Raw genomic sequence first — 25,294 nt, 5'->3', positions numbered from 1 at the left:
AAACGATAAAAAGAAAATGACGCATCCGCAGAGACCCGCAGATGGGACATTTGATGGGTGAGACATTAAAAAAAGCCATGCATTGCGCATGGCTTTATGTCATACCAACTGGGCTAATCAAGCATCCCATATTGCTTTAACTTTTTACGTAATGTACCGCGAGAAATACCGAGGATATTGGCCATTTTAACTTGGTTGTAATGCGTGTGGTTAATTAAAACCTCAAGCAATGGTCGTTCAATCTCTTCTAACAAGATTGAATAAAAATCCACGGGCTGCTCACCTGCAATGTTAGTAAAGTAATTACGCAAAGTATTCTTAACAACTTGCTTTAAAGTAGTTGAGTCTAACTCTTCTACAATAGATATTTTCTTATTCATATTAAAAACTCCATACTCTCCATAGTTTTATAATATCTATCCTTGATGTTATAACTCCCATTAGCTAATGGAGATTAATGTGTAGCAAAGTGTGAGAAACCGACAATTTAAGAAGTTACTTCTGTGCTCTCATCAATTGTTTCATCCATGGTTCGATCATAGATTCTAGAATCTGTGCGGGGTTCAGTCATTTGGGTATCAGGTGCATTGGTGGTTTGACGCGGTTTAGCTGAAGTCGTCGTTTTTTTGGTTTTTTTACGGGTTTGAGCTTGAACTTTGGTTTTATTATTTTTGTTATTTTTATTATTTTTGCTATTCAAGGCCCATTCTTTTTCAAATTGGCTGAGATGTTTGCGTAGAGCAACCAATTTGGCTTGCTTACTACTGCTGGAATCCAATGATTTTGAAGTTTCAGTTAATCCTTTGGTTAACACTTTTTGGTCTTTTAAAAGTAAGCCATGAGATTTCTTAAATTTGGACAATTGCTTTTTGGAAGCAGCTGTTCCTTTGCCTTTAGTCGCTTTAATGCGAGCTTCTGTAGATTTAATTTGGCCTTTATTTTTAGCTAGAGAATTTTTTAACTTTGCTTCTCTTTGTTTAATTGCTTGGATTTCGGTAGAAAGTTGTGCGCTTAATCGTGATGGTGCAGTCGAAAAATCCTTTTCCATTTTTTGCATAGTAATGGACGTGTGGCTGGTTGGCTGGCGCTTTGAGGTGCGCTTAGCGGATTTTCTTCGTGGCATATGCATTTATCCTATAAAGATTGAAAGACTTAAGATGTTAAAATTTAACACTGATCTACTTTAAAAGTCTACAGATAGGATACTCAATTTCGGATGCATATTGATTTAAGCAAAGCAAATCTTTAAAGTAACCCTCTAGCAACCCATCAAGATGCAACTTTAGAAAAAGGCGAGCGTTTCCTGCAAAGTTTTCAACTACTGTTTGCAATGTCATTTTTTGGGGCGTAACGAAATGTGCGTATGATATTGTTTAGGAGTTTTACAAATGAGTAATGCGAGTTTTAAAGAACAATTGCAGGCTGTCGCTTCTCAATTGTCTGACAATACCGACAAGTCGAAAAGACCCAAAAAAAATTTCCAAGAAGAAAAAGTAAAAAAAATCAAACCAAGGTGGTTGGATTACGTTCAATATGGCGTTGAACTCTTGAAAGTTTACTTTCCCGAAGGGTTTAAATCTGGAAATGAAATAAAGCCTTTGAAGAAAGGTATTAAACAGGATCTGGTAAAACGTCTGAGTACATTGTCTGATATTGTTATCGAAGACAAAGCCTGTATGGTGAAAAGTCTTTCTTATTATGTCAACACTGCAAACTACCATCGCAGCGTGGTGGCCCAGGCCATCCGAATTGATTTAGATGGTAATTCGGCAGGTACAGTCTCAGCTGAAGAAGCAAGTTATTCGATTGAGCGTCAGAAACTTAAGCACCAACCCAAAGAAAGCACACCGCGTGCTGTTCCTGAGGAAGCTTAAGCCCTACCTTTCCCATGGCTTTTTAAATTGATCTCATTAAATGGAAAATTTTATGGATGATAATCAACCGATTATTAAAACGGAAACTTTGTCGCCGGGGATTTTACACATTATTTTTAATCGCGTACCCCAATTAAACGCGCTTAATGCTCAGGTATTACAAAAACTTGATCAACTGATTGATGCTGCTAAGACTGATGTGTCCATTAAAGGGATTCTCCTTTCAGGTCAAGGCAAAGCATTTTGTGCTGGTGCCGATATCACAGGCTTGGCATCCTTAAATGGGGCCCAAGGATTAGCTTTTGCGCAATTAGGTCAGACTGTTTTTAGAAAATTAGAAACATTAGGCAAACCTTCTTTAGCTGCAATCCATGGGTATGCCTTAGGCGGGGGTTGCGAACTTGCAATGTCTACTACCCTGCGCATCGCAACACTCAATGCAGTTTTCGGGCAACCTGAGATTAAATTGGGGGTCATTCCTGGCTTCGGCGGTACCCAGCGTTTAGCGAGATTAGTGGGGATGGGACGCGCTTTAGATCTCTGTTTATCGGGTCGAAAGTTCAGCGCAGAAGAAGCATTTCAATGGGGACTTGTTACAGAACTTACAGATGCTGAAAACTTATTATCACGAGCACATGCAAAGCTGAAAGATATAATTGTGAATGGAGCGATTGCCATTCAAGCGATATTAGCAACGGTTTATCAAGGCACTGCGATGCCGCTTGATGAAGGGCTGGCCCTTGAAGCTGCGTATTTTGGTCTATGTTGTAGTACCAAAGATAAAGCTGAAGGGGTTAATGCATTTCTTGAGAAACGTCAGCCCCAATTTAGTGGAGAGTAAACGTGCCTACCTTCTCAGAGGTTTTGTTTGAAACGCTGCCTGGACGTGAAGGTGATCTTGGTGTTATTACGCTGAATCGTCCCGAAGTTTTAAATTCATTGAACCATGACATGATTAAAGCTATGGATGGTCAATTAAAGATTTGGGCCGATCAACCGCAGATCAAAGCGGTCATTATCCGCGCAGCACCTGGTCGCGCATTTTGTGCTGGTGGTGATTTGCGTTTAACATACCAGCGCTTCCATCATGATGATGCCCGATTGATCGAATTTTTTATCGATGAATATGAACTAAACCGGACTATTTTTCATTACCCCAAACCTTATATTGCTTTGCTGGATGGCATTACTATGGGAGGAGGCGCAGGTATTTCTATTCACGGCTCCCATCGGGTAGCGACAGAACGTTTGCTTTTTGCAATGCCAGAAGTCGGAATTGGTTTTTATCCCGATGTGGGCGGATGCTATTTTTTATCGCGGTTACCTCACTTCACTGGTTTTTATTTAGGTTTAACAGGAACCAAAATAGCAAGCGATGATTGTGTAGCGCTGGGCATTGCGCAATTCAAGATTCCAAGCGAAAAAATTCCTACCTTAGTTGCCATGCTAGCAGACACCCCTTTATCGAGTGAGCCTAAAAAAATAGTCGACAGCATTATTAGTAAGTTTCAAGTTGAAGCAGGTCCTGCATTACTTGCCCCTACCTATCCAACAATAGAATCGGCTTTCTCCCAACAAAGCGTTGAGAATATTATGCATAGTCTGGAAGCGGATCATGAAAATCCACTTGCGCAAGCGATACTTGCTGAGATGGAAAAAAAATCTCCAACCAGTTTAAAAGTAACTTTCAAGGCTTTAATGAAAGCTCGTCATCAGGATTTTAACGCGGTCATGGAGCAGGACCTTTGTCTTACCCAACATTTTATGCAAGGTCATGATTTTTTTGAAGGTATCCGGTCAGTTATTATTGATAAAGATCAGCGGCCACATTGGCAACCCAGTCGTCTAATCTTAGTGACTGATAAATTGGTAGATTCTTATTTCCAGGCGGTAGAAGATACTGCTTAGCAATTAATATACAACCCCCTGCAAGGTATATAATTAAATAAGAAACTAGCAAAACGTCTTATTTGTAATACCTATAATGAAAACCAGTAAGCTGAGGGGTAGGGTATGATGCCAATTCAAATTACCATCCGCGATTTTCCACAATCCACTGCATTAGAAGACACCATTAAAAAACGAGCTGAAAAATTAGAACAATTTTATCAGCGCATTATTCAGTGTCGTATCGTTGTGGAATTTGCTCAAAAACATAAACATCAAGGAAAATTATTTAATTTTCGAATTGCGGTCTCTGTTCCTCGAAAAGAAATAGTCTCGACCAAAAAACATCACGAGGATATCTATGTGGCCATGCGTGATGCCTTTGAGGTGATAGAAAGAAAACTTGAAGAATTAGCAAATAAGCGCAATGGCCAAGTTAAAAGACATGAGGAAACGATCCATGGGATGGTTAAACGACTTGTAACTGAAGAAGGTTTTGGATTTATCGAAGGTGCTGATGGTAAAGAATATTATTTTAGCATAACAAGCGTAATTTACCCGCAACTTGCGATTGGTGATGCAGTCGAATTTTTTGCTGAAGAAATAAGTGATGGACACAAAGCAAATCACATTGTTAAAGAAGGTCGCTATAATGTTGCATGACCCTTGTTCACTTAAGAGACTGGTTTGACGCACGACTTGCATTCTACAAAGAAGAATGTTGATAATGCAAAACTTACGTCGAACTATCAGGTTATTAAGGAGCCTATTCATGCAATTAATTGAGCGTCTCGATCAAATCATCGCTGAATTTCATTTACTGAAACACAATTTTTATCAGATGTGGTCAAGAGGGGAATTGTCCCAAGAAATTTTGCAGAAATATGCTGCACAATATTATCATCAAGTTAAATCTTTCCCCCGTTTTATTTCTCGTGTTCATACCCACTGTCCAGAAATTGATGCGAGAAAGATACTTTTAAAAAATCTTGTTGATGAAGAAATTCATGGAACTGACCATCCCGCATTGTGGATGCAATTTGCAGAAGGTTTAGGCACGCCAAAAGATGTTGTATTAAATGAAGACATGATTCCTGAAACCGAAGCAATGGTTGACACTTATTATCAGTTGGCTGATGAAAATTGGCAGGATGGACTTTGTGCATTATATGCCTATGAATGCCAAGTTCCGGATGTATCAAAGTCAAAAATCGAAGGATTAAAGGATTTCTATGGCTTAACGGATGAAAAAGCTCTAGAGTTTTTTGTCGCCCATCAAGCTTACGATGTGGAACATGCGAGTGAGGTGGCGGAACTCATTAATCGTTATGCTGATCCGGCACGCGCTGAAGTGGCAACAAAAAAAGCAGCGATATCGCTATGGCAATTCTTGGACGGTATGTGCCGAGTGGGCCAGATTAGCTGTTGAACTAGAGTATAATGAATCCATGGGACACCATGGATTCGGACGAATGGTTGAGGAAAAACCAACATCGAGCAGAGCCTGGAGTAGCTTTTTTTGGGTCGGCATACCCACAGCTGCTCTTATTTTAATCATTTCCATCTTTTTATGGGATAAATTAAGAGAAAATGAAAGACAAGATGTAGAAAACAAACTTACCGCAGCTTCTGCCCTCATCGTAACGCCTATTTATAATATTATTGAAAATCATATCCAATCCCTTGCGGCCATGGGAAAGCGTTGGGAACTCACGCAGGGTACGTCAGAGGCTTTGTGGACTGCTGATGCTGAACAATATTATACAGGGACAAAAATTTATTCAGCTTTAGAATGGATTGACCAGAATATGGTAGTGCAGTGGGTTGTACCCGCTCAGCTCGAACCAAAAATTAAGGGAATAGATTTTTCAAAAATGCCTTCCCGATATGAAGCCCTAACCTTTGCGCGCAAAACAAATCAACCCACGCTTTCAAAAATTCTCGAGTTTCTCCAAGGCCCAAAGGGATTTTTCATTATCATTCCCTTATCTCATGCAAAAGGATTTGAAGGTTACATTGTGGGCGCAGTGGATGTGAAGAAACTGTTCGGAAAAATTTTTAATTCCAATATGGGAGATGATTTTGGTATTGCCATCTATCAGGATTCAGATCCAGTTTTTTCAACCAATACTAAAGTGTTGGATTTGTATACTGTTAAAAAAACGGCGCTAAAAATACAAAATATTACTTGGCACTTATACATCTGGCCTACCAAAAAATTATTAGATCAATCTTTTACATTGTTACCTTTAGTAGTTTTAGTGAGTGGCATAATTTTTTCCATGTTATTGCTTATCATTTTTTTTATTCTCGATAAGTTGCATGGATATTCCCGGAAAATGAATAGCGCACGGCTTGAAGCAGAAAAAGCCTTACTCCGTTTGCAACGTATTCTTGATACCGTTAACGAAGGTTACGTTGCAATGGATAAAGAAACCCGTCTTTTGGATTGGAACCCGTGTGCAGAAAAATTATTTGGTTGGAAAAAACAAGAAGTTTTAGGTGCAAAATTATTTGACCTCATCATTGCGCCCGAAAATAGAGATAGTCAATTCCAAAAAATCACGGAGTTTGTTGCAAATAAACAAAGCATCGTCATGAACAAGGCAGTCGAGTTAATGGGGCGAAACCGCAGTCAAACCCTTATTCCTATTGAACTCATCATTTTTGCAATTGTTCTTGATGGAGAAATAACTTATCACCTCTTTATTAGAGACATTGCAGAACGAAAGCAAGCCGAAGAACAAGAAGCCCGATTTGCATCCATTGTTGACGCCTCAGACGATGCTATTATTAGCGTCGATTTAAACGGCCAAGTGATGACTTGGAACCGGGGCGCAGAAAAAATATTTGGTTATGAAAAAGAAGAAATTGAAGGTAAATCAATCAATACGATTTATACGGAAGAAGATAAAACAGAGCTTTTCTCCCTCTTAGATAAAATCAAATTGGGTGAGCATATCCATAACCACGATGCCAAACGTTTAAATAAAGACGGTCGTATTATTCCCGTCTCAGTCTTAATTTCTCCCATGAAAGATAAGCAAGGTAAAGTGATTGGTGGCTCCTCAATCACTCGGGACATCAGTGAGCGCAAAAATATTGAAAAAATGAAAAATGAATTTATCTCTATTGTGAGTCATGAATTGAGAACCCCATTAACTTCTATTCGTGGTTCGATCAGTATTCTTGCCAGTGGAACATTTTGTGCGCTTTCTGAAAAAGCTAAACAATTATTAGAGATCGCCAACACTAATTGTGAGCGACTTATTCGATTAATCAATGACATTTTAGATATTGAAAAAATTGAAGCAGGAAAAATGGATTTTAATCTTAAATTAATTCATTTGAATCAATTGCTCAAGGAAGCTATTGAGTCAAATCAGAGTTTGGCGGCAAAATATAATATTAAGCTTGAATTGATTAATGATGAAGATATCGAAGTAAGAGCTGAGTATGATCGAATTATGCAAGTTGTAACTAATTTACTATCGAATGCTATCCGTTATTCTCCAGTAAATGGCGTGGTAAAAATACAAATCACAAATTTGTTAAATAAAGTCCGGGTTTCCGTTATTGATAATGGGCCAGGAATAGGCGACGCTTTCAAAGATAAAATATTTGGTAAATTTACTCAAGCTGATTCATCAGATACGCGTCAAAAAAGTGGGACAGGTTTAGGTTTAAATATTTCTAAAGCGATTATAGAAAAACATGGCGGTCAGATAGGTTTTTTAAGTACGGAAGGCGCAGGCAGTACTTTTTATTTTGAGCTCCATTTAGAAAAAACAAAAACAAATACAATGGCACCTACACACGCCACACCTTTAAGGCTGCTTATTTGTGACCAAAATGTAGAAAGTGCTAATTCTCTTAAAGATTTAATTCAGAAAAAAAATGTTCACGTCGATATTGCTTCTAATGTGCAACAAGCTAAAAAATTAATTAGCGAACATCATTACATTGCGATTACTTTAGATCCGCTTTTAACCGATGAAGCAGGCGCGTCATTCATTCAATACTTACGAGAAAATCCCAATACACAAGAAACCCCTATTATAGTCATTTCAGGCGAAGCAGAAGAAGAAAAAAAATGGCGTGGTATTAATTATCCGATCGTAGATTGGATGCAAAAACCAAAAAACAAAGAAGAAACGCAAGTCATAATCGATTACATTAATAAAAAATTTACCAATCGAAGTGCTAATATTTTAAGTGTTGAAGATGAAATGGATGTGACGCGTTTAATAAGTATTATGTTGCAGGATAGAGCAAGTGTCTGGAATGCAAATAGCATTGCTAAAGCTAAAAAACTTTTGCAAGATCATGAATTTGATCTTGTCATTCTAGATTTAAATTTACCTGATGGTTATGGGGCATCAATTTTACCTTGTATTAATTATCGAACTAAAGAACCGATCCCGGTTATTGTTTTCTCGGTCGATATTTTGGCCAAAAAATATTCGGCTATGGTTAAAAATACTTTACTAAAGTCAATCGCTACCAATGAACAACTTCTATCAGCCATTGAAACTGCTATCTCTGTGGGGAAAACGAAATGACAAAGCCATTAAAGAAAATACTGTATGTGGAAGATGAACCTGATATTGCTGCTATCGCACAAATCGCGTTAGTAGATATTGGTGGGTTTGAGCTCAAATATTGTAACTCGGGGTCGCTTGCTTTAGCAGCGATTGAGGGCTTTAAACCAGATCTTTTTCTTATAGATGTTATGATGCCGGAAATGGATGGGACAACTTTACTCAAGGAAATTAGAAAAATTCCAGCTTATGAACAAACGCCTATTATCTTTATGACTGCTAAGACTCAAGCTGCTGAGGTTAAGGAATATAAAGCGCTGGGTGCTATCGATGTAATTACTAAACCCTTCGATCCAATGCAACTTGCACAGAAAATTACAGAAATTTGGGATCATCATTATGCATAATGAGGTTGAAGAAAAACTACAAGCTCTCTCAGCACGCTACGCAAAAGAATTGCCCAATAAAGTTAAAGATATGCAAAAAGACTGGTTGAACTTTAAAAGAAAACCAGACGCCATGCTTTTGAATGAATTAATACGTCAAGCTCATACTCTATGTGGAACTTCGGGTACTTACGGTTACACACAAGTCAGCCAAGAAGCGCGCAAACTTGAAGTTCAATTTCAAAAATTATTGTCTGAACCAGCTCATCATTTTGAAGCAAAAGTTGATAATATGCTGGCTGATTTAAATCAACTTATTTTGCATACCCGGGAAGAAAAAATTATTCCCTCCTTAAATCTTAATTTTGAAACCACTACTGATAGGCGAGATATTTATTTATTAGAAACAAATCTCGAATCGGTTACAAACGAATTTGAGCAAATTATCCAATTTAATTATAAGGTTAAATTTTTTAATGATGTTGCTCTATTTTTAAAGGCGGTTTCGCAACATAGTCCTAACATGGTGATTATGGCAATACAATTAGCAGAAAAAATTCCATTAAAAGAAATTAAAAAATTACACGATGATATGTCAATTATTGTTTTTACTGATGCTCAAGATAATCTAGCCTCGCGCCTTTTTACCGTTAGACATTTTGGGCAAGCTTTTATTGGTAAACCTTTTGAAGTGGCGACACTGCTTCATACGATTGATAATTTATTTGAAGCGAAGCAATTTCATGATGAACATATCTTAATCGTTGACGATTCTGAAGCCTTAGCTAATTACTATGCAACCATTCTTAATCATGCAGGCATGATAACCCAACAAGTTTCTGATACTAAGTTTTTTCTTTCCGTGTTACAAGAATTTCAACCGGATTTAATTTTGATGGATATTAATATGCCTTATTGCAATGGCAGTGAATTGGCCCAAGTTGTCCATCAGCAAGAATCTTTTAGTGGCATTCCCATTATTTTTCTATCGACCATTGCTGAGCGTACCAAGCAATTAGAAGTTTTAAGCGTTGCTGGTGATGATTTTTTAACGAAACCGATTGACCCTAAACATTTGCTTGCTGCAGTGCGGAATCGCCTCATGCGCTCACATATTTTACGCTCACGCATGGCACGGGATAGTCTCACCAACTTATATAATCATACAATGATTCACCAACATCTCGATCGAGAAATTATTATTGCAGAACGGCATCAACGCCCCCTATCCGTTGTGCTTTTTGATATTGATCATTTTAAAGCTGTTAATGATACTTACGGACATCAAGCGGGAGATAAAGTTTTAAAAGATTTAAGTATGTTTTTGCAAAAGTATCTCCGTAAGTCTGATTTGATTGGTCGTTATGGAGGAGAAGAATTTTTAGTAATTTTACCTCAAACCGCGGTTGATGAAGCCGTAAAAATTGTTGAAGCCTTGCGGGTCAAATTTGCTGAGACGCCCCATACCTTAGATGATGTTAATATTTTTGTTACTTTATCAGGCGGAATTTCAAATTATCCTACTTTTAAGACCGTAGGATCCCTCGTTAAGGTTGCGGATAATGCACTCTACGAAGCGAAACAAACTGGGCGGAATCGCATCGTAGTAGGCATTTAAATAGGATGGGCTAAGGAATACCCGTCGCAGAAAAAGAGGCAGTGGTTGAATTCGGTCCATTTAAAGTGCAAGTCACCGTTGTATCTGCTGCTGCCGTTGTTGATGCAATCGTATAACCAGCCGGTAGCGCACCACCTTGTAAAGTCGCTGCGACATCTGTGCAATTAGTAACGGCACTTCCTATAGTAGAACTTAATTTTCGCGACGCGTAATTATTAGCATTGGCTGCTGCTAATGCGCCTGCAATGGCAGTAGTTGCTGCACCTTGTGCATTACCTGAAAGATTAAGGAATTTTGGGATAGCGACGGCCGCTAAAATACCAATAATGGCGATAACAATAACTAATTCAATCAGTGTGAAACCTATACTTTTCTTGAATTTCATAGATTACTCCAAAAATTAAGTTAGATACCGGTTGCTGTAAACGTAGTGGTGGTAGAGCCGGGTCCAGCAAGCGTACAAACGACGGTGGCATCAACAGCAACCGCTGCCGCGGTGATGATATAGTTAGCCGGTAAACCGCCTTGCATTGCATTGGTGATATCCGTGCAATTGGCAACCGGAACGCCTAAGCTTGCATTCACTTTACGGGCAGCATAATTACTAGCGTTTGCAGCAGACAGCGCACCACCTACGGCAACGGTAGCCGCCGATTGCGCATTGGTAGAAAGGTTGATAAAGCGAGGGATGGCGACAGCAGCGAGAATGCCAATAATAGCAATAACAATAACTAACTCAATAAGGGTAAACCCAAGTTGCAATCCAAGCTTGCGCATTTTGTCTTCCTTAAAAATATAAAATTAATGTACTAAATTTATCATATTCCATATGGGTAAATAAACACCAAGTGCAATAATCAAAATAATGAGAGAAATGGCACTAATCATAATAGGTCCAATAAAATCATTCATGCGTTTTAAATCAAATTCTATTTCATGACTATGAAAATCACCGATATAGCTTAAGGCCGGACCTAATTCGCCATTTTTTTCTCCAACCGCAAGTATTTGTAATTCAAGTGGACTAATCAGTTCAACTTGGGCGATGGCTTGAGTGAATCCCATGCCGCGTTCAATAGATTCCTGCATTTGCGAAATTTGATTATTGATGTAAACATTCTTTAGTAAATTTTTTACTAATACTAAACCATGGGTTACAGACACCCCTGAATTCAAAACGATGGCAAGCGATTGACAAAATCGAATCAAAATAATGCGTTTCAATAAACTACCGACAGCAGGTATTTTAAGTTGAAAACGATGCCACATAAATTTACCGCGTGGTGTTTTTAACCATCTAAATAAGAAAAAGAGGGCAAGAACTGAAGCAATGGTTAAGTATAAAAAATAATTAACAAAAAAATTCGACGAGCTAATTAATAATTGGGTTTGCCAGGGTAAAGGGACATCCATATTCGTGTAAAATTTTGCAAAATTAGGAATGACAAATAAATTCATTACAACGATTGCAAAAAAAATGCTAACTAAAACAAAAATTGGATAACGGAACGATGATTTAATTTGTTTAATACTTGCTGATTCAAATACAATATATTTATGTAAATGGGCAAAAGCTTCACTCAAATGACCCGTACTTTCACCAATTTGAACAATGTTCACCATTAATTGAGAAAATGCATCAGGATAATGTTGCATTGCCGTAGCAAGATTTTGACCCATTTCTAAATGTTCAATAACCCCACCTAAGGCATACGATAATCGGTGGCTACGGGTATGGGAGGCTAACTGCTTCAAAGCAGTTGTCATCGGAACACCGGCTTGATGGAGTAATTGCATTTGACGCGAGAAAATGGCCAATTCTTCTAAGTGTAAAGCTTCCCCTTGCATCCATTCACGAAACTTATTCCAATAATTTTTTTTGACTTTGTAAGCTTCAATATGAATAGGAGAAATGCCTTCTTTAATGAGTTCGGCATTTAAGTTATCAATATCAAAGGCAAAGCGTTGACCCACGCGAAGTTTGCCTTCTTTATCACGACCCCGATATACAAATTGAGGCATGCTTTTCCTTTAATATTTTAAATCGCACCCGCCATACTAATAACTTCTTCAACAGTCGTGATACCCTTTACAGCTAAATCTAAGGCTGTGGAAGTTAGTGAGTGATAGAGAGGTTGTTTAACTGCAAGACGTTGGAAAGTACCGGTATCGGATTGGCGAATAGCATCTGTTAGTTCTTCCGTCATCGGCAATAATTCAAAAACACCCACGCGACCTTGGTATCCTGTTTGATGACAATGCGTACAACCCATGCCTTTTTTAAAAACTGTATGTTCAAACTGTTTTTCATGATTAGCTGCGAGCCAGCTTCGTTCTTGCGGCGTTAATTGAGCATCGGTAATGCAGTGTTTGCAAATTTTACGAACCAATCGTTGGGCCAATACTGCACGTAAAACGCTTGCGACAAGATAACCTTCTGCACCCATATCCAAAAGTCGCGTTGCGGTACTGATGGTGTCATTCGTGTGCAAGGTCGCTAAAACAAAATGACCTGTCATAGCAGCACGTAAGGCAATTTCAACAGTTTCTTGATCACGCAACTCACCAATCATAATGATATCGGGATCTTGTCTAAGAATTGAGCGGAGAATAGAGGCAAAAGTTAAATTAATTTTAGGATTGACTTGGACTTGATTGATGCGCGGTAAACGATACTCTACAGGATCCTCAACCGTAATGATCTTTTTTTCTGCCTTATTAAGCTCATTCAATGCTCCATATAATGTTGTTGTCTTACCGCTTCCCGTCGGTCCAACAATAAGGAGCAAGCCATAAGATGCAAATAATACTTGCGAAAAATATTTGTAAACATCTTCTGGCATACCAATTTGATCAATGTGTAAAACATTAGAGGATTGATTCAGTAGACGCATTACTAACGATTCACCATACTGGACGGGAATGGTTGAGACACGCACATCGAGTGTTTTATTTTTTACATTGATACTAAACCGACCATCTTGTGGCAATCGTTTTTCCGCGATGTTAAGGCCTGCGACAAGCTTAATTCTTTGAACTAATGCTTGGCTAATCGTTTTTTCTTCAATGATTTGCTCTTGCAAAACCCCATCGACGCGCAGACGAATTCGTAAAACATTTTCACCTGGTTCAATGTGAATGTCAGATGCATTGATTTGCACAGCATCTTCAAAAATAGATCGAACTAAATTAACGACAGGCATGTCTTCAGATGAAAAATCCTCTTTTTCTGAAAATGCGTCTGTTGGTTTTAATTCCGCGGACAATGTTTCTGCGAAATGGGAAATTTCATCGGCGCGACGATAAATGTTATCCAGTACGTAAAGCAAATCTTCTTCCCGTATTAAAGCGACTTTAATTTTACGTTGTAATAGACGTTCTATTTCTTCATGCGCAAGCAAATCTTGGGGATCCACCATCCCAACTAAATATTCTCCACCTTCATCGCGTAACACAATGGCTCGCGAATGGCGTGCATTAAATTCAGGTAATTTTTTTACAAGATCATGCTCGATGGGATATGTTTTTAAATCAATGTAGGGAACATGAAGCTGTTTAGACAGTAATTCGAGTAATTTGGGTTCCGCAATATAGCCTAATTCAATTAAGATTTGTCCGATTTTTTTATCAGTCTTTTTTTGCAAATCAATCGCTTTTTGTAATTGCTCTTGCGTAATAAGTTGATGCTCAAGCAACATCTCGGCAATGTAAGTTTTTTTAGTCCGTAGCATGAGGTAATTCATCCATTGATTTTAGTCGCGTCTGCAAAAAAGCTATCGCATCGCCGCTTAGTCGACCTGCTAGTAAAGCTTTACCATAAGCAGTTTTGGCTTCTAATAACAGATTTGATTTTTCTAATGCGACTCCTAAACCCAGCCACCAATTACTATTATCTGGATGAATTTGAACTAATTTTTTGTAGAGTTTAATCGCCATCTCTTCGTTATTGCTGCGACCATATAAGGCAGCTATAAAAGCATGGTACTCAGGATTTGCGGCGATGGGAGGCGCTGCATTAAGAAGCAATAACAAAGCTTGGTCGACTTTACCAGCATGGGTTAGAACCCGTGCTTTCAATTCTACAAAAGCAAGATAGGTAGGATTAATTTTGAGTCCGGCTTCCAATATTTTATTAGCTTCAAGCAAGTTACCTTGATCTAGTAATAAAGCAATTAAGGATACGCGTGCTTCATGATAGCTCGGATCAAATTTGATGAGTTCCTGTAAATGGGTAATGGCAGGTTGATATAGACCATTAGATGCATCACTTAGCGCTTGTTTATATTTAGTTTGCATGAGGCTTTGAATAGCCGGGGTTTTAACAAAATTAGATGTAGCAGAAGGTTTGTCTGCGTCTAAGGGCATTCTAATCGTAACAAGGAGCGCGGGATTTTTATCATCGGGTGTGACGGAAATATTTTGGATGACCGCGTCTTCTTCTAAATACAGATTGAATTGCAAGTTCTCATCGATTATTTTACTGGTGACTGTTTTAATGCCGGTATTTAAATAGCGCAGCTTTGGTATTTCTGCGGTCAGTTTCGCGTTTAAAAATGAAATAATAAGTTGATGATGGTTTGGAGTATAAGACACGCGATAGTGAGCCATATGATCTAGTAAGAAAGAAAATTGAATTTGTTTATTTTTAACATCAAAAGTTAATCCTGTTATGGTTACTGGGCCTAAAAGCGCCTCGTCATGCTTTGATAAAGTAAGAAAAGGTGACAAGCGAGGCTTAGATGTTTTAATAAGAGTGGGTTCGACTATGACGACCGGTTTTCTTTTTAAGGCTACATTAAAGAAAATAATACTGGTCATTAACCCGAGGATTAGTAATCCCCAGAAATATGGGTTAGAAAAAAAAGTTTTTTTAGTTTCTTGATGATTACTTAATAGTAAGTAAGGCTGAGTTTGTTCGTGTTGTTTTCTTTTTTCTAAATCCTTCAGTAAGTTATTAATTAAGCTCATTACATCAAACTTCCTGTTAAATAGGCACCATAGGCAAGTAAAATAATCATGGTGGTGGCAAATACACTATTAAATAAACTTTGCCAGGGAATAGGTTGTTTACACGCTTGGGTATCAACAATAGCAACTTGCACGGTCTTATGATTAATTCTTTTATCACCTCTTCCGTAAGCTACAAGTAAAGATTTATGCGATAAAATATTCACAAGCCTTGGAATGCCACGACTAGCTCGATAAAGTAAAGCACGTGCACGTTTCGTAAATAAATGTCCATGCGTGAAACCAGCAACGGCTAAACGATGATGCAAATAAACATCCAAATCTTTTTTATTCATTAAAGGAAGAGTATAGGCGAATGTTATCCGTTGTTTTAATTGTCGAAAGCGCGATAAATTAAGTCGTTCATCAAGTTCTGGTTGTCCAAATAAAACAACTTGTAATAATTTCGCATTCTCAGTCTCAAGATTAGTCAGTAAACGAATGGTTTCAAGACTCTCATCGCTTAAGGCTTGTGCTTCATCAACTAGTAATACAACTTTTTTATTATTTGCAAATAATTCAATTAAATGTTGATTGATTGCTGTTAATAATTCATGTTGGCCTTGCCAAGCATTCGGATCCAAAGATAATTCACGAGCAAAAGCTTTCCGTAGTTCGAGAGGCGTTAAATCCGGATTAGGAATGTAGGCCGTAACATAATTTGAATCTAAGCTTTCTAACAGCTTTCGGCATAATAAAGTCTTACCCGCACCCACTTCACCGACGATTTTGATAAAGCCTTCACCACTTTGAATACAAAACAATAGGGTTTCTAGTGCATCTTGATGGCCTTTGAGTTGGCAAAAAAAATTCGGGTTAGGGGTTAAATTAAATGGCATCGCTTGCAATTGAAAGAATTCTTGGTACATCTAAGCACCTCTTTTAAGTATTACGATCTTCTCGTTCCGCTTCATTGCCAAATACTTTCGATAATCCACCGGCATGGAAGGGTCGTTTAAATATCGTAAAGACTCTCTTTTCATTTTCCATTTTTTCAGTGAAAGTTTTGTTATTGGCAATCATAGGTTTGAGCAAAATGACTAATTCGGATTTTACGGAATCTTGATGTGTCCGACGGAAAAACCATCCCAGAAAAGGCACTTTACTGATCCAAGGCGTTCCTGCAATAGTTTCTATCGTGTTATTTTGCATTAAACCGCCGATAACAATGACTTGTCCATTTTTGGCCCGAACAATATTATCCGATTCTCGAATGGTGCTGAATGCGAGGGGTAAAACAAGATTGTTAGCTGTACCGTTAGCATTTGAGCCAAGGCCAATGGTTTTGGTTTGTTGAGTAACACGAGAGACGCTGGGATGGATATGCAAAACCACATCCTTTTCACTACTTATTTCCGGTGTAACATCTAAAGTAATTCCTGAAAAGAAAGGCGTAAGAGAGACATCTTGCGAAGGTAGCGTATTTAAACCCACAACCGAATTGGTGGTTGATACGCCTGTTACGAAAAATTCATCCTGTCCTACCTTAATGACCGCTTTCTGATTATTAACGGTTGCGATATGTGGGCTTGATAAGACTTGCACATTACCTTGAGCTTGTAACAAATTAATAAATGCTCCAAAGTTCCCATTTATGCGGAGTGCAAAAATACCATTAAATTGTGTGATGTCTGTACCGGGGACATTTAGAAAGTTCCCCCCCTGGCCTAAGCCGCCTTCTTCTTTAGAGAGGCCCGTTACAGGATCAAGCGCAAACGGTTGCCCGAATACATTCCAATCAATGCCGGATTGGAAATTGTCATTAAGAGTAACTTCGAGAATCTTGGCTTCGAGAATCACTTGTCGATTTAAGCTATTTTGTATCTTGGCTAGATAATTCCCAATATGATGTAATTCCCGTGGATAAGCACGTACTGCAATGACACCAGCTTGAGCGTTGACTGTAACACGATGGTTATCATCTTTAGGCATCATGCCTAAAATAGTTTTTTCTAAATCTTTCCAGAATTGAGCTTCTGATCTCGTTTCAATGCTGCTAATGGTTCCTGTCGCATCTGGTGCAGTTTGGCCAGGATTTTGTAGGGTAACCGGGTTGCTATAGGCACTGCCCCCGACGCTAACGGTCCCGATTTTATTACTGATTTGTCCCGTTGTTAATTGTGTAAAAGATCGTCCCGTACGTTGGACATCTAGGTAATTAACATAAAATATTTGGGTTTGTAGTTTTGGGGCAGAAATTTCATAACCATAAGATGTTTTATGATATTCGTACCCGTACATATCTCGCATAGCAACCATCGTTTGCCGTAGTGTCACATTTTTTAAATCCAGTGAGATGGTCCCATCTACATTAGGATTAATGACCATGTTGTATTTCGTGCCCGCTACAAGGCCCATAAAAAATTCTTTGGCAGGTATTTTATTTGCTGTGACATCAAATCGTGGTTCTTCCTCATGACTGGGATGAACATAGTGGGATAAAGGTGGCAATAAAGTTGAATCGATTTGTGTCGTGCGCACGTAACGACGCGGTAAAGCGCCTTTAACACAATGTTTATTCGTACAGATGCTTTCGTCCAAAGTAGATTGCGTCTGTTGAATTGAAGTTTGATGGGTTGGGTAAATTGTATGACAACTGATTAAAAAGGTGCAGAGCCCCCATCCTAATAAGAACCGGCCGTAATAAAGCTTTGATCTTCCTTGATCCATGCACCATATCCTTTAGCGCGCGTGTTTGATCGACGTAACAAGTTCTAACACTAACTTTTCATTCTGGGTTCCAAATAGTTCTACAGTATAGGAGGTTATATTGGTAATAGTAAACCCGCCAATGCGATCTCCTACTTTTACCGGCAAATTGTTAATCATGGCAAAACGATAAGTAGGGAAAATATAGATAGCAGAAACTGTAAGAGGGCCCGTTGCTGTGTTTTGTGAAGGGTTAAGCCCATCAGGAGGCCTAGTCGGATCAACAAGGGGCGGAGCCACAACGGCTGATAAGAGCGGCAGTAACGCCACAAAAAAGATAAAGCGTTTGACCCTGCTATTCATTTTTTTCATAAAGAATGGAAAACTCCATTTCAACTTTCGCAAAGGGATACTGAAAAACTTCATAACTTAAAAGATCCCAGCGGATATTGGGTAACAAATCTTCCAAACGTTTTAAGTAGTTTAAAGTTCCAAAATAATCACTGCTCACCGCGAGTAATAGTCGTTGTTGAAAAATATTGTTCGTTGAAGAAGGTTTAGCAGCAGGCGCTGCGGGTTCTGTTGGGCCTGTGGAGGACGTGGTATAGCTTGATTCTGGAAAATTTTTAATTTTGAGTAAGGTAATATTATTTTGAGATTGTAAAACAGCCCGTATGACATCTTGCCATTGTTTAGTAGGCGATGCATTTTGCAAAAATTTATATTGGCCTCTCAGTGAAGAAAATGCCTGATGCTGAAGCAACCATTTTTTGTAAAGATCACTTTCAGCTAATTTATTAAGTGCATTAATTTGAGTTTTCCAGGCATTAATTCGATGTTCGATTTCTTTGATTTCTGCCCGTAATACGGCAGTGCGATGTTCTTCTACGTTTATAAAGAGAAAGTTAGTGAAGGCATAGATTAATGCCCATGAAAGGAGTAGGACAAATAATTTTTCACGTATAGAGCGTGTTTCAAACCATATTCGCGCTTTTAAGAGATATTCATTCATAATTTTCGACTAAGCGTCACTTCAAAAGATAGGTTATTGATGGTTTTATCTTTGACCGTATTTTCAATATTTTTAATATTTAGAATATAGTCAGTAAAAAGTTTCTCTTTAACTAAATTGTTTAGAAAAACTTGTACTTCAGTCATAGAAAAACCATTGCCTTTTAACGCGATCTCATTGCCACCTTTACTTATTACCATGCGAGTTAACCATACGTTAGGAACGATTGTACGTGAGAATGCAAACAAAATTTGTGAAAATATTTTTTGATTAGTAATCGATATTAATAATTTTTCCTGCGAAACTAATTCGAGTTGCAATTTTTCAATGGATTGGGAAACATCTTGGGTAAAAAAGAATTCGGGAAATTTGGCTTTGGCTTCATAAAACTGTTTCTCAAAATTACTAACGATTACTAACTGTTCGCTTTTTTTATTTTCTAAACGGTGATTTTGCCAAATATAATAGCCATACAGTAATATACAAAAAAATAAGAAAATCCCATTTAATAACCATAAAGATCGCCAATCTAATAAGGTATGCTTTGCTGAAGCGGTTTTAAAAAATCGAAAAAGGTTAACTTCCTGCTGTAACATTGTCTTTCTCCTTTAACAGGCAGCCAATATTCAGCAAAACTGACATTTCAATTTCATTTTCTTTTTTACCCAAACCTAACTTTTCAAATGGAAATAACTCAACAGAAAGTGCTAAATATTCCGAAAGTGTTCGTGCAGCATCAGCCGCAATAATTTTACTACTTGCTAAAAAAACGCGATTAGGGCTTGGGAATCGCCATTGACTTTGGAAGTAATCAAAATATCTTAAAATATCTAATCCGATTTGTTCATAATCTTGGACTGTCGGGGTGTCGGGATTGGACCATGTAATTCTTCGGGTAAAATAAAGTGTTTTTTGTCTAGTAATGTTTAAGATCAACGTGCCATCTGAAAAATAAATAAATGCTGAGCTTTTTTCATCATTTTCAAAAAACGCGGTCAAATTTCGCATAGCCAATTCAGGAATATCAATTTTATCTAATCTTATGTTACTTTTTTTGATTAGTTCGATACCCTTTAAAAGTTGACTTGATTTACTGATAATTGCAGCTATCATAGGATTTTCTGGCGCATTTTTTTTAGAAGGTAAGGTAAAATAATCAAGAGTTGCCTCTTCTAAGGGGAAAGTGATTAAGCTTCGGATGCGCCATTGGAGCGCCTCTTGAAATTCATCTTTCGGCACGGGAAGCGATTCAATTAAAAAGAGTTGATAATCTTCAAATCCAAGTAACCATGTGGTCGTTACGCCGACAACTTGATTTTTGATAGTGAAATCTTGAATGATTTTGACTGCTTGGTTGGTATCATTAATGGCATGGTATTCGGTTTGTATCAGCGTAGCGTTGAAGCCATCTTGTTTAATAAGGACAAGAGAAACGGTTTGCGAAGACAAAAAGATACTAAGTTGATAGCTAGGATCAAAGATTTCTTCTTTTCGATCCAAAAAATGCTTTCCCCACTCACCTGTCTTCCTCAGCCACTCCTTAATTTGCATAACGATTCCTTGCTATCTATTGACAGTTCCATTCAATCCTTATCAAATGGAACCCTGGTCTCAAACATTATCCTACGATAAACACGGACGTTAATGAAGAGTTCATTCGGTTTCACGATTCTAGAGCTCACCATCGTGATTGCATTAGTGGGCATCTTAAGTGTTATGGTGATGCCGAAATGGCTTGCTACCAGTACAAACTTAAATTTTGAAGCAAGACACCTCTTAAATGATATACGCTATGCTCAAAGCTTGAGTCTCACGACTGGCGAGCGATATCGTTTAGCAAAAGTTTCAAGTACCACCTACCGTATCACTGAGGAAGACGGGACACCTATTGTGCTCCCCAATGGAGGAACCTCTACCACATTCGCAACTGGAATAGTTTTTGGAACATTCGGAAATTTACCAAATGATCTTATTGCCTTTAGTGCATTGGGTGTACCTTATTCTGATACGACGCTTCCAGGTTTAGCGCTCGGCGTCACAGGTACAATTCCGATCACGAATGGAAGTCAAACGGTGACATTGCAAATTACTCCTCAAACTGGATTTGGTTTAATACCATGATGCATCGTCTGAATCACGGTTTTACCTTAATAGAAGTTTTAATTTTTATTGTCGTTTCAAGTATGCTCATGACTACCCTTCTTTTGGGAAGTAATTTTGCTTTACAAAATTCCCCATCTTTGCACCAACAATGGGTAGCTAATGAAGTTGCCAGATCATGCATGGATTGGTTTTTACAACAAAAAAAAATGAAAGGGTATGACACTTATGCGTGCCCTACTACCCCTGCTACAACCAATTGTATTAAACCGGTGGGTTATACCGTGACCGCAAGCATCGCGTGTAAAACTTGGAATACTGATACGAATTATAAAACTATTACGGTTAATGTGACGGGTCTTTCATCAACCTCACTTTCTACACAAGTCGGGAATTACTAATATTGCGTAAGCAAATGGGCTTTACTCTTATTGAATTAGTTATGACTACTGTTTTAATTGGTCTAATCAGTGTGGTAGTGGGTCGTGTTTTATTATCATCTTATACAACTTTTTTAACAGCACAAAATACCACGGACATTGATTGGCAAGGATTTCTGGCTATTGAAAGAATTACGAATGATATTCATACCATCCGCGCAGCTTCTACTCTAACCACGATGGGTGCCTCGCAAATGACGATGGTTAATACGAGTGGCACAACGGTGCAATATGCGCTAAGCGGCGCCACTTTAACCCGTAATGGGCAAACCTTAGCAGATAATGTCCAAAATTTTGCTCTCAGTTATCTTGACCGAAATGGTGCTATTACGGCTATTGCTTCTTCTGTTCGTTATATTTCAATGTCGCTCACCTTAACCGAGAGCAATATGAGTGCCAATTTTATCGGTCTTGCTGGATTAAGGACAATGCCATGAACCACACGGTGCGGCAGAAGTTTTCATTGCCGAGAAGCCGGGCACAGCAAGGTTATTTTGCGCTATTGGCAGTGGTATTAATATTGGTGATGGGATTGATGGGTTCAGTCATCGTCAACTTGTTTGCGACCCGTGCCCAAACGAGTGCTAATCAACTCGGCGGTCTTCGGGCTTTTTACCTAGCAGAATCGGGTTTGGAAATTGCGTCGAGGCTATTAACTACGTCAACTTTTACAGGAACTGGAGCAAGAGTGGTATGTAGCGCTTTGACGGGTACAAGCACGGTTACGAATGCAAGTCTCTTAAATGGGACTTTTACCTTAAGTGCCGTTGGCACACCGGTGGTCGCTGTAACGACATTGAGCAGTGCACTCACTTTTACAGGATCCACGATAGCTGTTACTAGTTTTACCAATTTTGCTGGCAATGGCCGTCTTCACGTGGAAGATGAATTAATTGATTATGAAGCTGTTTCGGGCACAAATTTTATTAATGTTACGCGAGGCGCAGGTGGAAGTAGGGTAAGAAGTCATGCGGTCGGAGCGCCTGTAAGTCAGTATCAATGTACTGTAGATTCAAAAGCTGGAATTCCTAGCATCGCAGCACCCAAATATCAACGTAACGTTCAAGCGCAGGTTCAATTACAGGATGGATGGCTTGTCGGGGATAAGCAAAGTAACAATTTTAGTTTGATGCGTTGGAACTATCCGGCGGGCGTAGATTGGAACAATAGTTCTCTGGCAGGCGGGTCTAGCGCTAGTAACTTAGAAGGCGTAAGTATGCTTTCAAATGCGTTTGGCTTTGCGGTTGGAGGAGCAGTCGGAACAAATTTTACTTTCTTGCGTTGGAATGGAACAGCATGGGTTTTGAATGCACAAGCGGGGGCTTGCAGTAACCAACACTTACTTGCCGTCTCTCTCGTTTCAAACCAGCAAGGTTTTGCAGTAGGGAGTCGATATCGCCCTGCATGTGCCTCAAGTGGAAACTATCGCTATACAATTTTGCGTTGGAATGGTTCGAATTGGGTAGCTTTAACACCTTCAGTCGCGCCAACTATTCCTGCAGATGCTTCAACTAATCAAAATTTAAATGCAGTCCATGTGATCGATACTAATGGGGATGGTTTAGGCAACATCGGATTTGCAGTTGGAAATGCTGGGCATATCTTAACTTATAATGGGACAAGTTGGACACGTGCAACCAGTCCAACGACGCAACATCTAAAAGGCGTGTACGTAGTATCTGCTAGTGAAGCATGGGCAGTGGGAGTAAATGGCGTCATTCTGAAATACACTGGAAGCTGGAGTTTATTTACTTCGCCTGTTTCAACTGATATTAACGCGATTAGCATGCTTGATACAGATAACGATGGTCTTGCTAACTTTGGTGTAGCTGCCGGATCTAGCGGAAGACTCTTTATATATAATGGAACTTCATGGACTTTCACTGATTTTGGTAACACGAATTTTCTAGCTGTTGGCATTTTTTCTCCAGATGATGCATGGGCAGCTGGAGCGAGTGGCTCGGCTTATCATTGGGATGGAACTGTTTGGTCAAATATAGGTACAGGGACTAATAACCAAATCAATGCCATAAGTCTTGTGCTTCCCGGCTCAAACCCTGTCACCAACTGGCGTCAGATTTTTCGTTAAAGCCATTATTAAATTAATACCGGCTCGCTCACAGGTTGTTCCACAACTTATCCCCAGAAATTGTGGATATCTTTTTAAAATTGACGTTATGAGATGAGACTTTGCAGATAATAAACTGAACACGATGAATTTTGGATAAGTCCCTGGCTATGGATAAAAAATTCTGTTTTCATGCGCTTTTAGATTACTAATTGAATTAAACTGCGCAATAATTAATTTAAATTCCTTTTCAATCATTAATTTTTTATTTTGACTTCTCTATTTTTTCTCGCCCGTTTACGTGATATCTCTATTGCGCACAGATCCCTTATTTAGCGAATGGTTCTTTATATCGACAAATGGTGCATTTTATTTCTAACGTTCTCAATAAGGTTTTCCAATCTAGCTTTCTAGGTTAGGAGATGAGGTGGGAGGGTATCCACCGCCTGAGTAAATTTTTGATCACCCTCAATAATTCGAGCAATTGGCTCATCATTTCCGTCTGATCTTGTTTTTGGTATTCATTTACTCTTTATAAATTTAAAACTCACTATAAGAGTTAGGTGGTTTAGTAATACATCCAGTCACATAAGACTAATCTATTGATTAATAAGCATTTTAACTATGCGTTGTAATCTTTTGGTTCTACAAATAAATTGTATAAATTTTGTTGCAATTCAGAAAACTTGGCTATAATAGAAGTATAAGAAAACTTTAAGTTTGAGAAAATAAATTAGACCCTTTAGTTTTTATGGTTAAGTTTGTTAACAACTAAATTGTCCTTGAGTAAAAAAGTGAATCTGGAGCCCGCTTTTATAGGGGTGTGTTTCACGGAGTTTGTTGTAAGCAATGTGAGTACGGTTAATGAAAGTTGACCGTTTTAACCTTAAATCTGGAGGCTTAGTAATATGACGTCAAAACATTTCATTAAAATTTTATTTGCGACTTTTTTAGTAACGAGTATAGGACAAGTCTATGCAGCGGTGGCGACCGGCGATGGTGGGCTTACGGTTAGTACCCAAACAACCTCAAGCGCAACGCCAACTAATGGCACCATGGTCATTAACTCTTCTACACCTGCATCAACTGGTACGATAGGAATTTCTTCGCAACCTACTGGTTCGACCGGTGGTATAAATGTTAACTCCACAACACCTGCATCAACTGGTACGATAGGAATTTCCTCCCAACCTACTGGTTCGACCGGTGGTATAAATGTTAACTCCACAACACCTGCATCGACAGGCACGATAGGTATTTCCTCCCAACCTACGGCAGGCGGGATAGGTATTAATTCGACTACGTCAGGGACGGGTTCCATTCCTGTTAATACCCAAACTACTAGTGGAGGCACCATAGGAATTGCAACCGATGTTACCCCGGCTGGCACGATAACACCTGCTACTACTACTAATCCGACCGGCATGCCCACTTCAGCTAGGAATGTACAAGCTGTACCAGCCCCTGTTACAACGTTACCTTCAAAAGCTGGGACAAAAATCAAAACGGGGACCGTGATTACAGTAGCTCCTAAAGTAACAAAATAATATTACTTATTGTTTTCATTAAGCGGTTGCAAACCAACCGCTTTTTTATTTTATAAGCGTCACAAGCTTATAAGTAACTAACTATCCTACAATTTTTCTATTCCTTCTCTTCCCTAGAAAATTATATTTAGAAGATTTGAATTCTTGCCCTGACTGAATTGCTAT

26 protein-coding genes are annotated in these 25,294 nt (G+C 38.7%); 13 read left to right on the top strand and 13 right to left on the bottom strand.

The window, feature by feature from the left end; all coding sequences use genetic code 11:
- Positions 1 to 113 precede the first annotated feature (113 nt).
- Positions 114 to 380, bottom strand: coding sequence for a DNA-binding transcriptional regulator Fis (locus H0W64_08470; GenBank protein MBA3661746.1), 267 nt, complete (start codon positions 378 to 380; stop codon positions 114 to 116).
- A 107-nt stretch (positions 381 to 487) separates the two neighbouring features.
- Positions 488 to 1,123 carry a hypothetical protein gene (locus tag H0W64_08465; GenBank protein MBA3661745.1) on the bottom strand — a complete coding sequence of 212 codons (636 nt, stop codon included), beginning with the start codon at positions 1,121 to 1,123 and terminating at the stop codon, positions 488 to 490.
- 265 nt (positions 1,124 to 1,388) lie between these two features.
- Between H0W64_08465 and H0W64_08460 the strand changes: the two genes are divergently transcribed.
- From H0W64_08460 to H0W64_08425, 8 genes are all read left to right on the top strand, one after another.
- The gene (locus tag H0W64_08460) at positions 1,389 to 1,874 is read left to right on the top strand and encodes a ProQ/FinO family protein (protein MBA3661744.1); all 486 of its coding nucleotides are present in this window, start codon (positions 1,389 to 1,391) and stop codon (positions 1,872 to 1,874) included.
- Between the two features lie 52 nt (positions 1,875 to 1,926).
- A complete protein-coding gene (locus H0W64_08455; protein ID MBA3661743.1) occupies positions 1,927 to 2,715 on the top strand; it encodes an enoyl-CoA hydratase/isomerase family protein in 789 nt (262 codons plus the stop codon).
- Between the two features lie 2 nt (positions 2,716 to 2,717).
- Positions 2,718 to 3,782 (top strand): enoyl-CoA hydratase/isomerase family protein, encoded by a 1,065-nt coding sequence (locus H0W64_08450; GenBank protein ID MBA3661742.1) that lies wholly within the window; start codon positions 2,718 to 2,720, stop codon positions 3,780 to 3,782.
- A 105-nt stretch (positions 3,783 to 3,887) separates the two neighbouring features.
- Complete coding sequence (gene raiA / locus H0W64_08445) at positions 3,888 to 4,424, top strand: ribosome-associated translation inhibitor RaiA (GenBank protein ID MBA3661741.1); 537 nt, start codon at positions 3,888 to 3,890, stop codon at positions 4,422 to 4,424.
- A 109-nt stretch (positions 4,425 to 4,533) separates the two neighbouring features.
- On the top strand, positions 4,534 to 5,190 hold the full coding sequence (locus H0W64_08440) for a CADD family putative folate metabolism protein (GenBank protein MBA3661740.1): 657 nt from the start codon (positions 4,534 to 4,536) through the stop codon (positions 5,188 to 5,190).
- Complete coding sequence (locus H0W64_08435) at positions 5,090 to 8,323, top strand: PAS domain S-box protein (GenBank protein ID MBA3661739.1); 3,234 nt, start codon at positions 5,090 to 5,092, stop codon at positions 8,321 to 8,323. Before H0W64_08440 ends, H0W64_08435 begins: the two co-directional genes overlap by 101 nt.
- Positions 8,320 to 8,709 (top strand): response regulator, encoded by a 390-nt coding sequence (locus H0W64_08430; GenBank protein MBA3661738.1) that lies wholly within the window; start codon positions 8,320 to 8,322, stop codon positions 8,707 to 8,709. Before H0W64_08435 ends, H0W64_08430 begins: the two co-directional genes overlap by 4 nt.
- Entirely contained in the window at positions 8,702 to 10,306 is a 1,605-nt protein-coding gene (locus H0W64_08425; protein ID MBA3661737.1) for a diguanylate cyclase, read from the top strand. Before H0W64_08430 ends, H0W64_08425 begins: the two co-directional genes overlap by 8 nt.
- Before the next feature lie 10 nt (positions 10,307 to 10,316).
- Here the strand turns inward: H0W64_08425 and H0W64_08420 are convergent, their stop codons facing one another.
- The 11 genes from H0W64_08420 to H0W64_08370 are packed head-to-tail and all read right to left on the bottom strand — an operon-like array spanning position 10,317 to position 20,525.
- Positions 10,317 to 10,691, bottom strand: a complete 375-nt coding sequence (locus H0W64_08420) for a type II secretion system protein (protein ID MBA3661736.1) — start codon at positions 10,689 to 10,691, stop codon at positions 10,317 to 10,319.
- A 20-nt stretch (positions 10,692 to 10,711) separates the two neighbouring features.
- The gene (locus tag H0W64_08415) at positions 10,712 to 11,083 is read right to left on the bottom strand and encodes a type II secretion system protein (GenBank protein MBA3661735.1); all 372 of its coding nucleotides are present in this window, start codon (positions 11,081 to 11,083) and stop codon (positions 10,712 to 10,714) included.
- 24 nt (positions 11,084 to 11,107) lie between these two features.
- Positions 11,108 to 12,328: a type II secretion system F family protein gene (locus H0W64_08410; GenBank protein ID MBA3661734.1), complete on the bottom strand. Its 1,221-nt coding sequence runs from the start codon at positions 12,326 to 12,328 to the stop codon at positions 11,108 to 11,110.
- A gap of 17 nt (positions 12,329 to 12,345) precedes the next feature.
- Positions 12,346 to 14,037, bottom strand: a complete 1,692-nt coding sequence (locus H0W64_08405; protein ID MBA3661733.1) for a type II/IV secretion system protein — start codon at positions 14,035 to 14,037, stop codon at positions 12,346 to 12,348.
- Positions 14,024 to 15,274, bottom strand: coding sequence for a tetratricopeptide repeat protein (locus H0W64_08400; protein ID MBA3661732.1), 1,251 nt, complete (start codon positions 15,272 to 15,274; stop codon positions 14,024 to 14,026). Before H0W64_08400 ends, H0W64_08405 begins: the two co-directional genes overlap by 14 nt.
- The gene (locus tag H0W64_08395; protein MBA3661731.1) at positions 15,274 to 16,182 is read right to left on the bottom strand and encodes an AAA family ATPase; all 909 of its coding nucleotides are present in this window, start codon (positions 16,180 to 16,182) and stop codon (positions 15,274 to 15,276) included. The genes H0W64_08400 and H0W64_08395 overlap by 1 nt, the downstream gene beginning before the upstream one ends.
- A gap of 13 nt (positions 16,183 to 16,195) precedes the next feature.
- Positions 16,196 to 17,983 carry a pilus (MSHA type) biogenesis protein MshL gene (gene mshL, locus H0W64_08390; GenBank protein ID MBA3661730.1) on the bottom strand — a complete coding sequence of 596 codons (1,788 nt, stop codon included), beginning with the start codon at positions 17,981 to 17,983 and terminating at the stop codon, positions 16,196 to 16,198.
- A 12-nt stretch (positions 17,984 to 17,995) separates the two neighbouring features.
- Entirely contained in the window at positions 17,996 to 18,325 is a 330-nt protein-coding gene (locus H0W64_08385) for a hypothetical protein (GenBank protein ID MBA3661729.1), read from the bottom strand.
- Positions 18,318 to 18,974 (bottom strand): hypothetical protein, encoded by a 657-nt coding sequence (locus H0W64_08380; protein MBA3661728.1) that lies wholly within the window; start codon positions 18,972 to 18,974, stop codon positions 18,318 to 18,320. The genes H0W64_08385 and H0W64_08380 overlap by 8 nt, the downstream gene beginning before the upstream one ends.
- Positions 18,971 to 19,570: a PilN domain-containing protein gene (locus H0W64_08375; GenBank protein MBA3661727.1), complete on the bottom strand. Its 600-nt coding sequence runs from the start codon at positions 19,568 to 19,570 to the stop codon at positions 18,971 to 18,973. Before H0W64_08375 ends, H0W64_08380 begins: the two co-directional genes overlap by 4 nt.
- On the bottom strand, positions 19,551 to 20,525 hold the full coding sequence (locus H0W64_08370; GenBank protein MBA3661726.1) for a hypothetical protein: 975 nt from the start codon (positions 20,523 to 20,525) through the stop codon (positions 19,551 to 19,553). The genes H0W64_08375 and H0W64_08370 overlap by 20 nt, the downstream gene beginning before the upstream one ends.
- A 93-nt stretch (positions 20,526 to 20,618) precedes the next feature.
- Between H0W64_08370 and H0W64_08365 the strand changes: the two genes are divergently transcribed.
- From H0W64_08365 to H0W64_08345, 5 genes are all read left to right on the top strand, one after another.
- Entirely contained in the window at positions 20,619 to 21,095 is a 477-nt protein-coding gene (locus H0W64_08365) for a prepilin-type N-terminal cleavage/methylation domain-containing protein (protein MBA3661725.1), read from the top strand.
- Complete coding sequence (locus tag H0W64_08360; protein MBA3661724.1) at positions 21,092 to 21,475, top strand: type II secretion system protein; 384 nt, start codon at positions 21,092 to 21,094, stop codon at positions 21,473 to 21,475. Before H0W64_08365 ends, H0W64_08360 begins: the two co-directional genes overlap by 4 nt.
- Positions 21,476 to 21,516: 41 nt before the next feature.
- The gene (locus H0W64_08355) at positions 21,517 to 21,951 is read left to right on the top strand and encodes a hypothetical protein (GenBank protein ID MBA3661723.1); all 435 of its coding nucleotides are present in this window, start codon (positions 21,517 to 21,519) and stop codon (positions 21,949 to 21,951) included.
- Complete coding sequence (locus H0W64_08350; protein ID MBA3661722.1) at positions 21,948 to 23,603, top strand: hypothetical protein; 1,656 nt, start codon at positions 21,948 to 21,950, stop codon at positions 23,601 to 23,603. The genes H0W64_08355 and H0W64_08350 overlap by 4 nt, the downstream gene beginning before the upstream one ends.
- A gap of 887 nt (positions 23,604 to 24,490) precedes the next feature.
- Positions 24,491 to 25,129, top strand: coding sequence for a hypothetical protein (locus tag H0W64_08345; protein ID MBA3661721.1), 639 nt, complete (start codon positions 24,491 to 24,493; stop codon positions 25,127 to 25,129).
- The last annotated feature ends 165 nt before the right edge of the window (positions 25,130 to 25,294 follow it).

It is taken from the genome of Gammaproteobacteria bacterium (assembly GCA_013816845.1).
GTDB lineage: Bacteria > Pseudomonadota > Gammaproteobacteria > DSM-16500 > DSM-16500 > Aquicella.
This window is presented reverse-complemented; position numbering and strand designations above follow the sequence as displayed.

Coding starts and splice junctions, on each gene's coding strand:
- H0W64_08380 (MBA3661728.1), bottom strand. CDS start 18,974: ATGAATGAATATCTCTTAAAAGCGCGAATATGGTTTGAAACACGCTCT.
- H0W64_08350 (MBA3661722.1), top strand. CDS start 21,948: ATGAACCACACGGTGCGGCAGAAGTTTTCATTGCCGAGAAGCCGGGCA.
- H0W64_08465 (MBA3661745.1), bottom strand. CDS start 1,123: ATGCCACGAAGAAAATCCGCTAAGCGCACCTCAAAGCGCCAGCCAACC.
- H0W64_08410 (MBA3661734.1), bottom strand. CDS start 12,328: ATGCCTCAATTTGTATATCGGGGTCGTGATAAAGAAGGCAAACTTCGC.
- H0W64_08460 (MBA3661744.1), top strand. CDS start 1,389: ATGAGTAATGCGAGTTTTAAAGAACAATTGCAGGCTGTCGCTTCTCAA.
- H0W64_08425 (MBA3661737.1), top strand. CDS start 8,702: ATGCATAATGAGGTTGAAGAAAAACTACAAGCTCTCTCAGCACGCTAC.
- H0W64_08430 (MBA3661738.1), top strand. CDS start 8,320: ATGACAAAGCCATTAAAGAAAATACTGTATGTGGAAGATGAACCTGAT.
- H0W64_08420 (MBA3661736.1), bottom strand. CDS start 10,691: ATGAAATTCAAGAAAAGTATAGGTTTCACACTGATTGAATTAGTTATT.
- H0W64_08375 (MBA3661727.1), bottom strand. CDS start 19,570: ATGTTACAGCAGGAAGTTAACCTTTTTCGATTTTTTAAAACCGCTTCA.
- H0W64_08415 (MBA3661735.1), bottom strand. CDS start 11,083: ATGCGCAAGCTTGGATTGCAACTTGGGTTTACCCTTATTGAGTTAGTT.
- H0W64_08440 (MBA3661740.1), top strand. CDS start 4,534: ATGCAATTAATTGAGCGTCTCGATCAAATCATCGCTGAATTTCATTTA.
- raiA (MBA3661741.1), top strand. CDS start 3,888: ATGATGCCAATTCAAATTACCATCCGCGATTTTCCACAATCCACTGCA.
- H0W64_08355 (MBA3661723.1), top strand. CDS start 21,517: ATGACTACTGTTTTAATTGGTCTAATCAGTGTGGTAGTGGGTCGTGTT.
- H0W64_08385 (MBA3661729.1), bottom strand. CDS start 18,325: ATGAATAGCAGGGTCAAACGCTTTATCTTTTTTGTGGCGTTACTGCCG.
- H0W64_08470 (MBA3661746.1), bottom strand. CDS start 380: ATGAATAAGAAAATATCTATTGTAGAAGAGTTAGACTCAACTACTTTA.
- H0W64_08365 (MBA3661725.1), top strand. CDS start 20,619: ATGAAGAGTTCATTCGGTTTCACGATTCTAGAGCTCACCATCGTGATT.
- H0W64_08400 (MBA3661732.1), bottom strand. CDS start 15,274: ATGAGCTTAATTAATAACTTACTGAAGGATTTAGAAAAAAGAAAACAA.
- H0W64_08345 (MBA3661721.1), top strand. CDS start 24,491: ATGACGTCAAAACATTTCATTAAAATTTTATTTGCGACTTTTTTAGTA.
- H0W64_08395 (MBA3661731.1), bottom strand. CDS start 16,182: ATGTACCAAGAATTCTTTCAATTGCAAGCGATGCCATTTAATTTAACC.
- H0W64_08405 (MBA3661733.1), bottom strand. CDS start 14,037: ATGCTACGGACTAAAAAAACTTACATTGCCGAGATGTTGCTTGAGCAT.
- H0W64_08435 (MBA3661739.1), top strand. CDS start 5,090: ATGCTGATCCGGCACGCGCTGAAGTGGCAACAAAAAAAGCAGCGATAT.
- H0W64_08455 (MBA3661743.1), top strand. CDS start 1,927: ATGGATGATAATCAACCGATTATTAAAACGGAAACTTTGTCGCCGGGG.
- H0W64_08360 (MBA3661724.1), top strand. CDS start 21,092: ATGATGCATCGTCTGAATCACGGTTTTACCTTAATAGAAGTTTTAATT.
- mshL (MBA3661730.1), bottom strand. CDS start 17,983: ATGGATCAAGGAAGATCAAAGCTTTATTACGGCCGGTTCTTATTAGGA.
- H0W64_08370 (MBA3661726.1), bottom strand. CDS start 20,525: ATGCAAATTAAGGAGTGGCTGAGGAAGACAGGTGAGTGGGGAAAGCAT.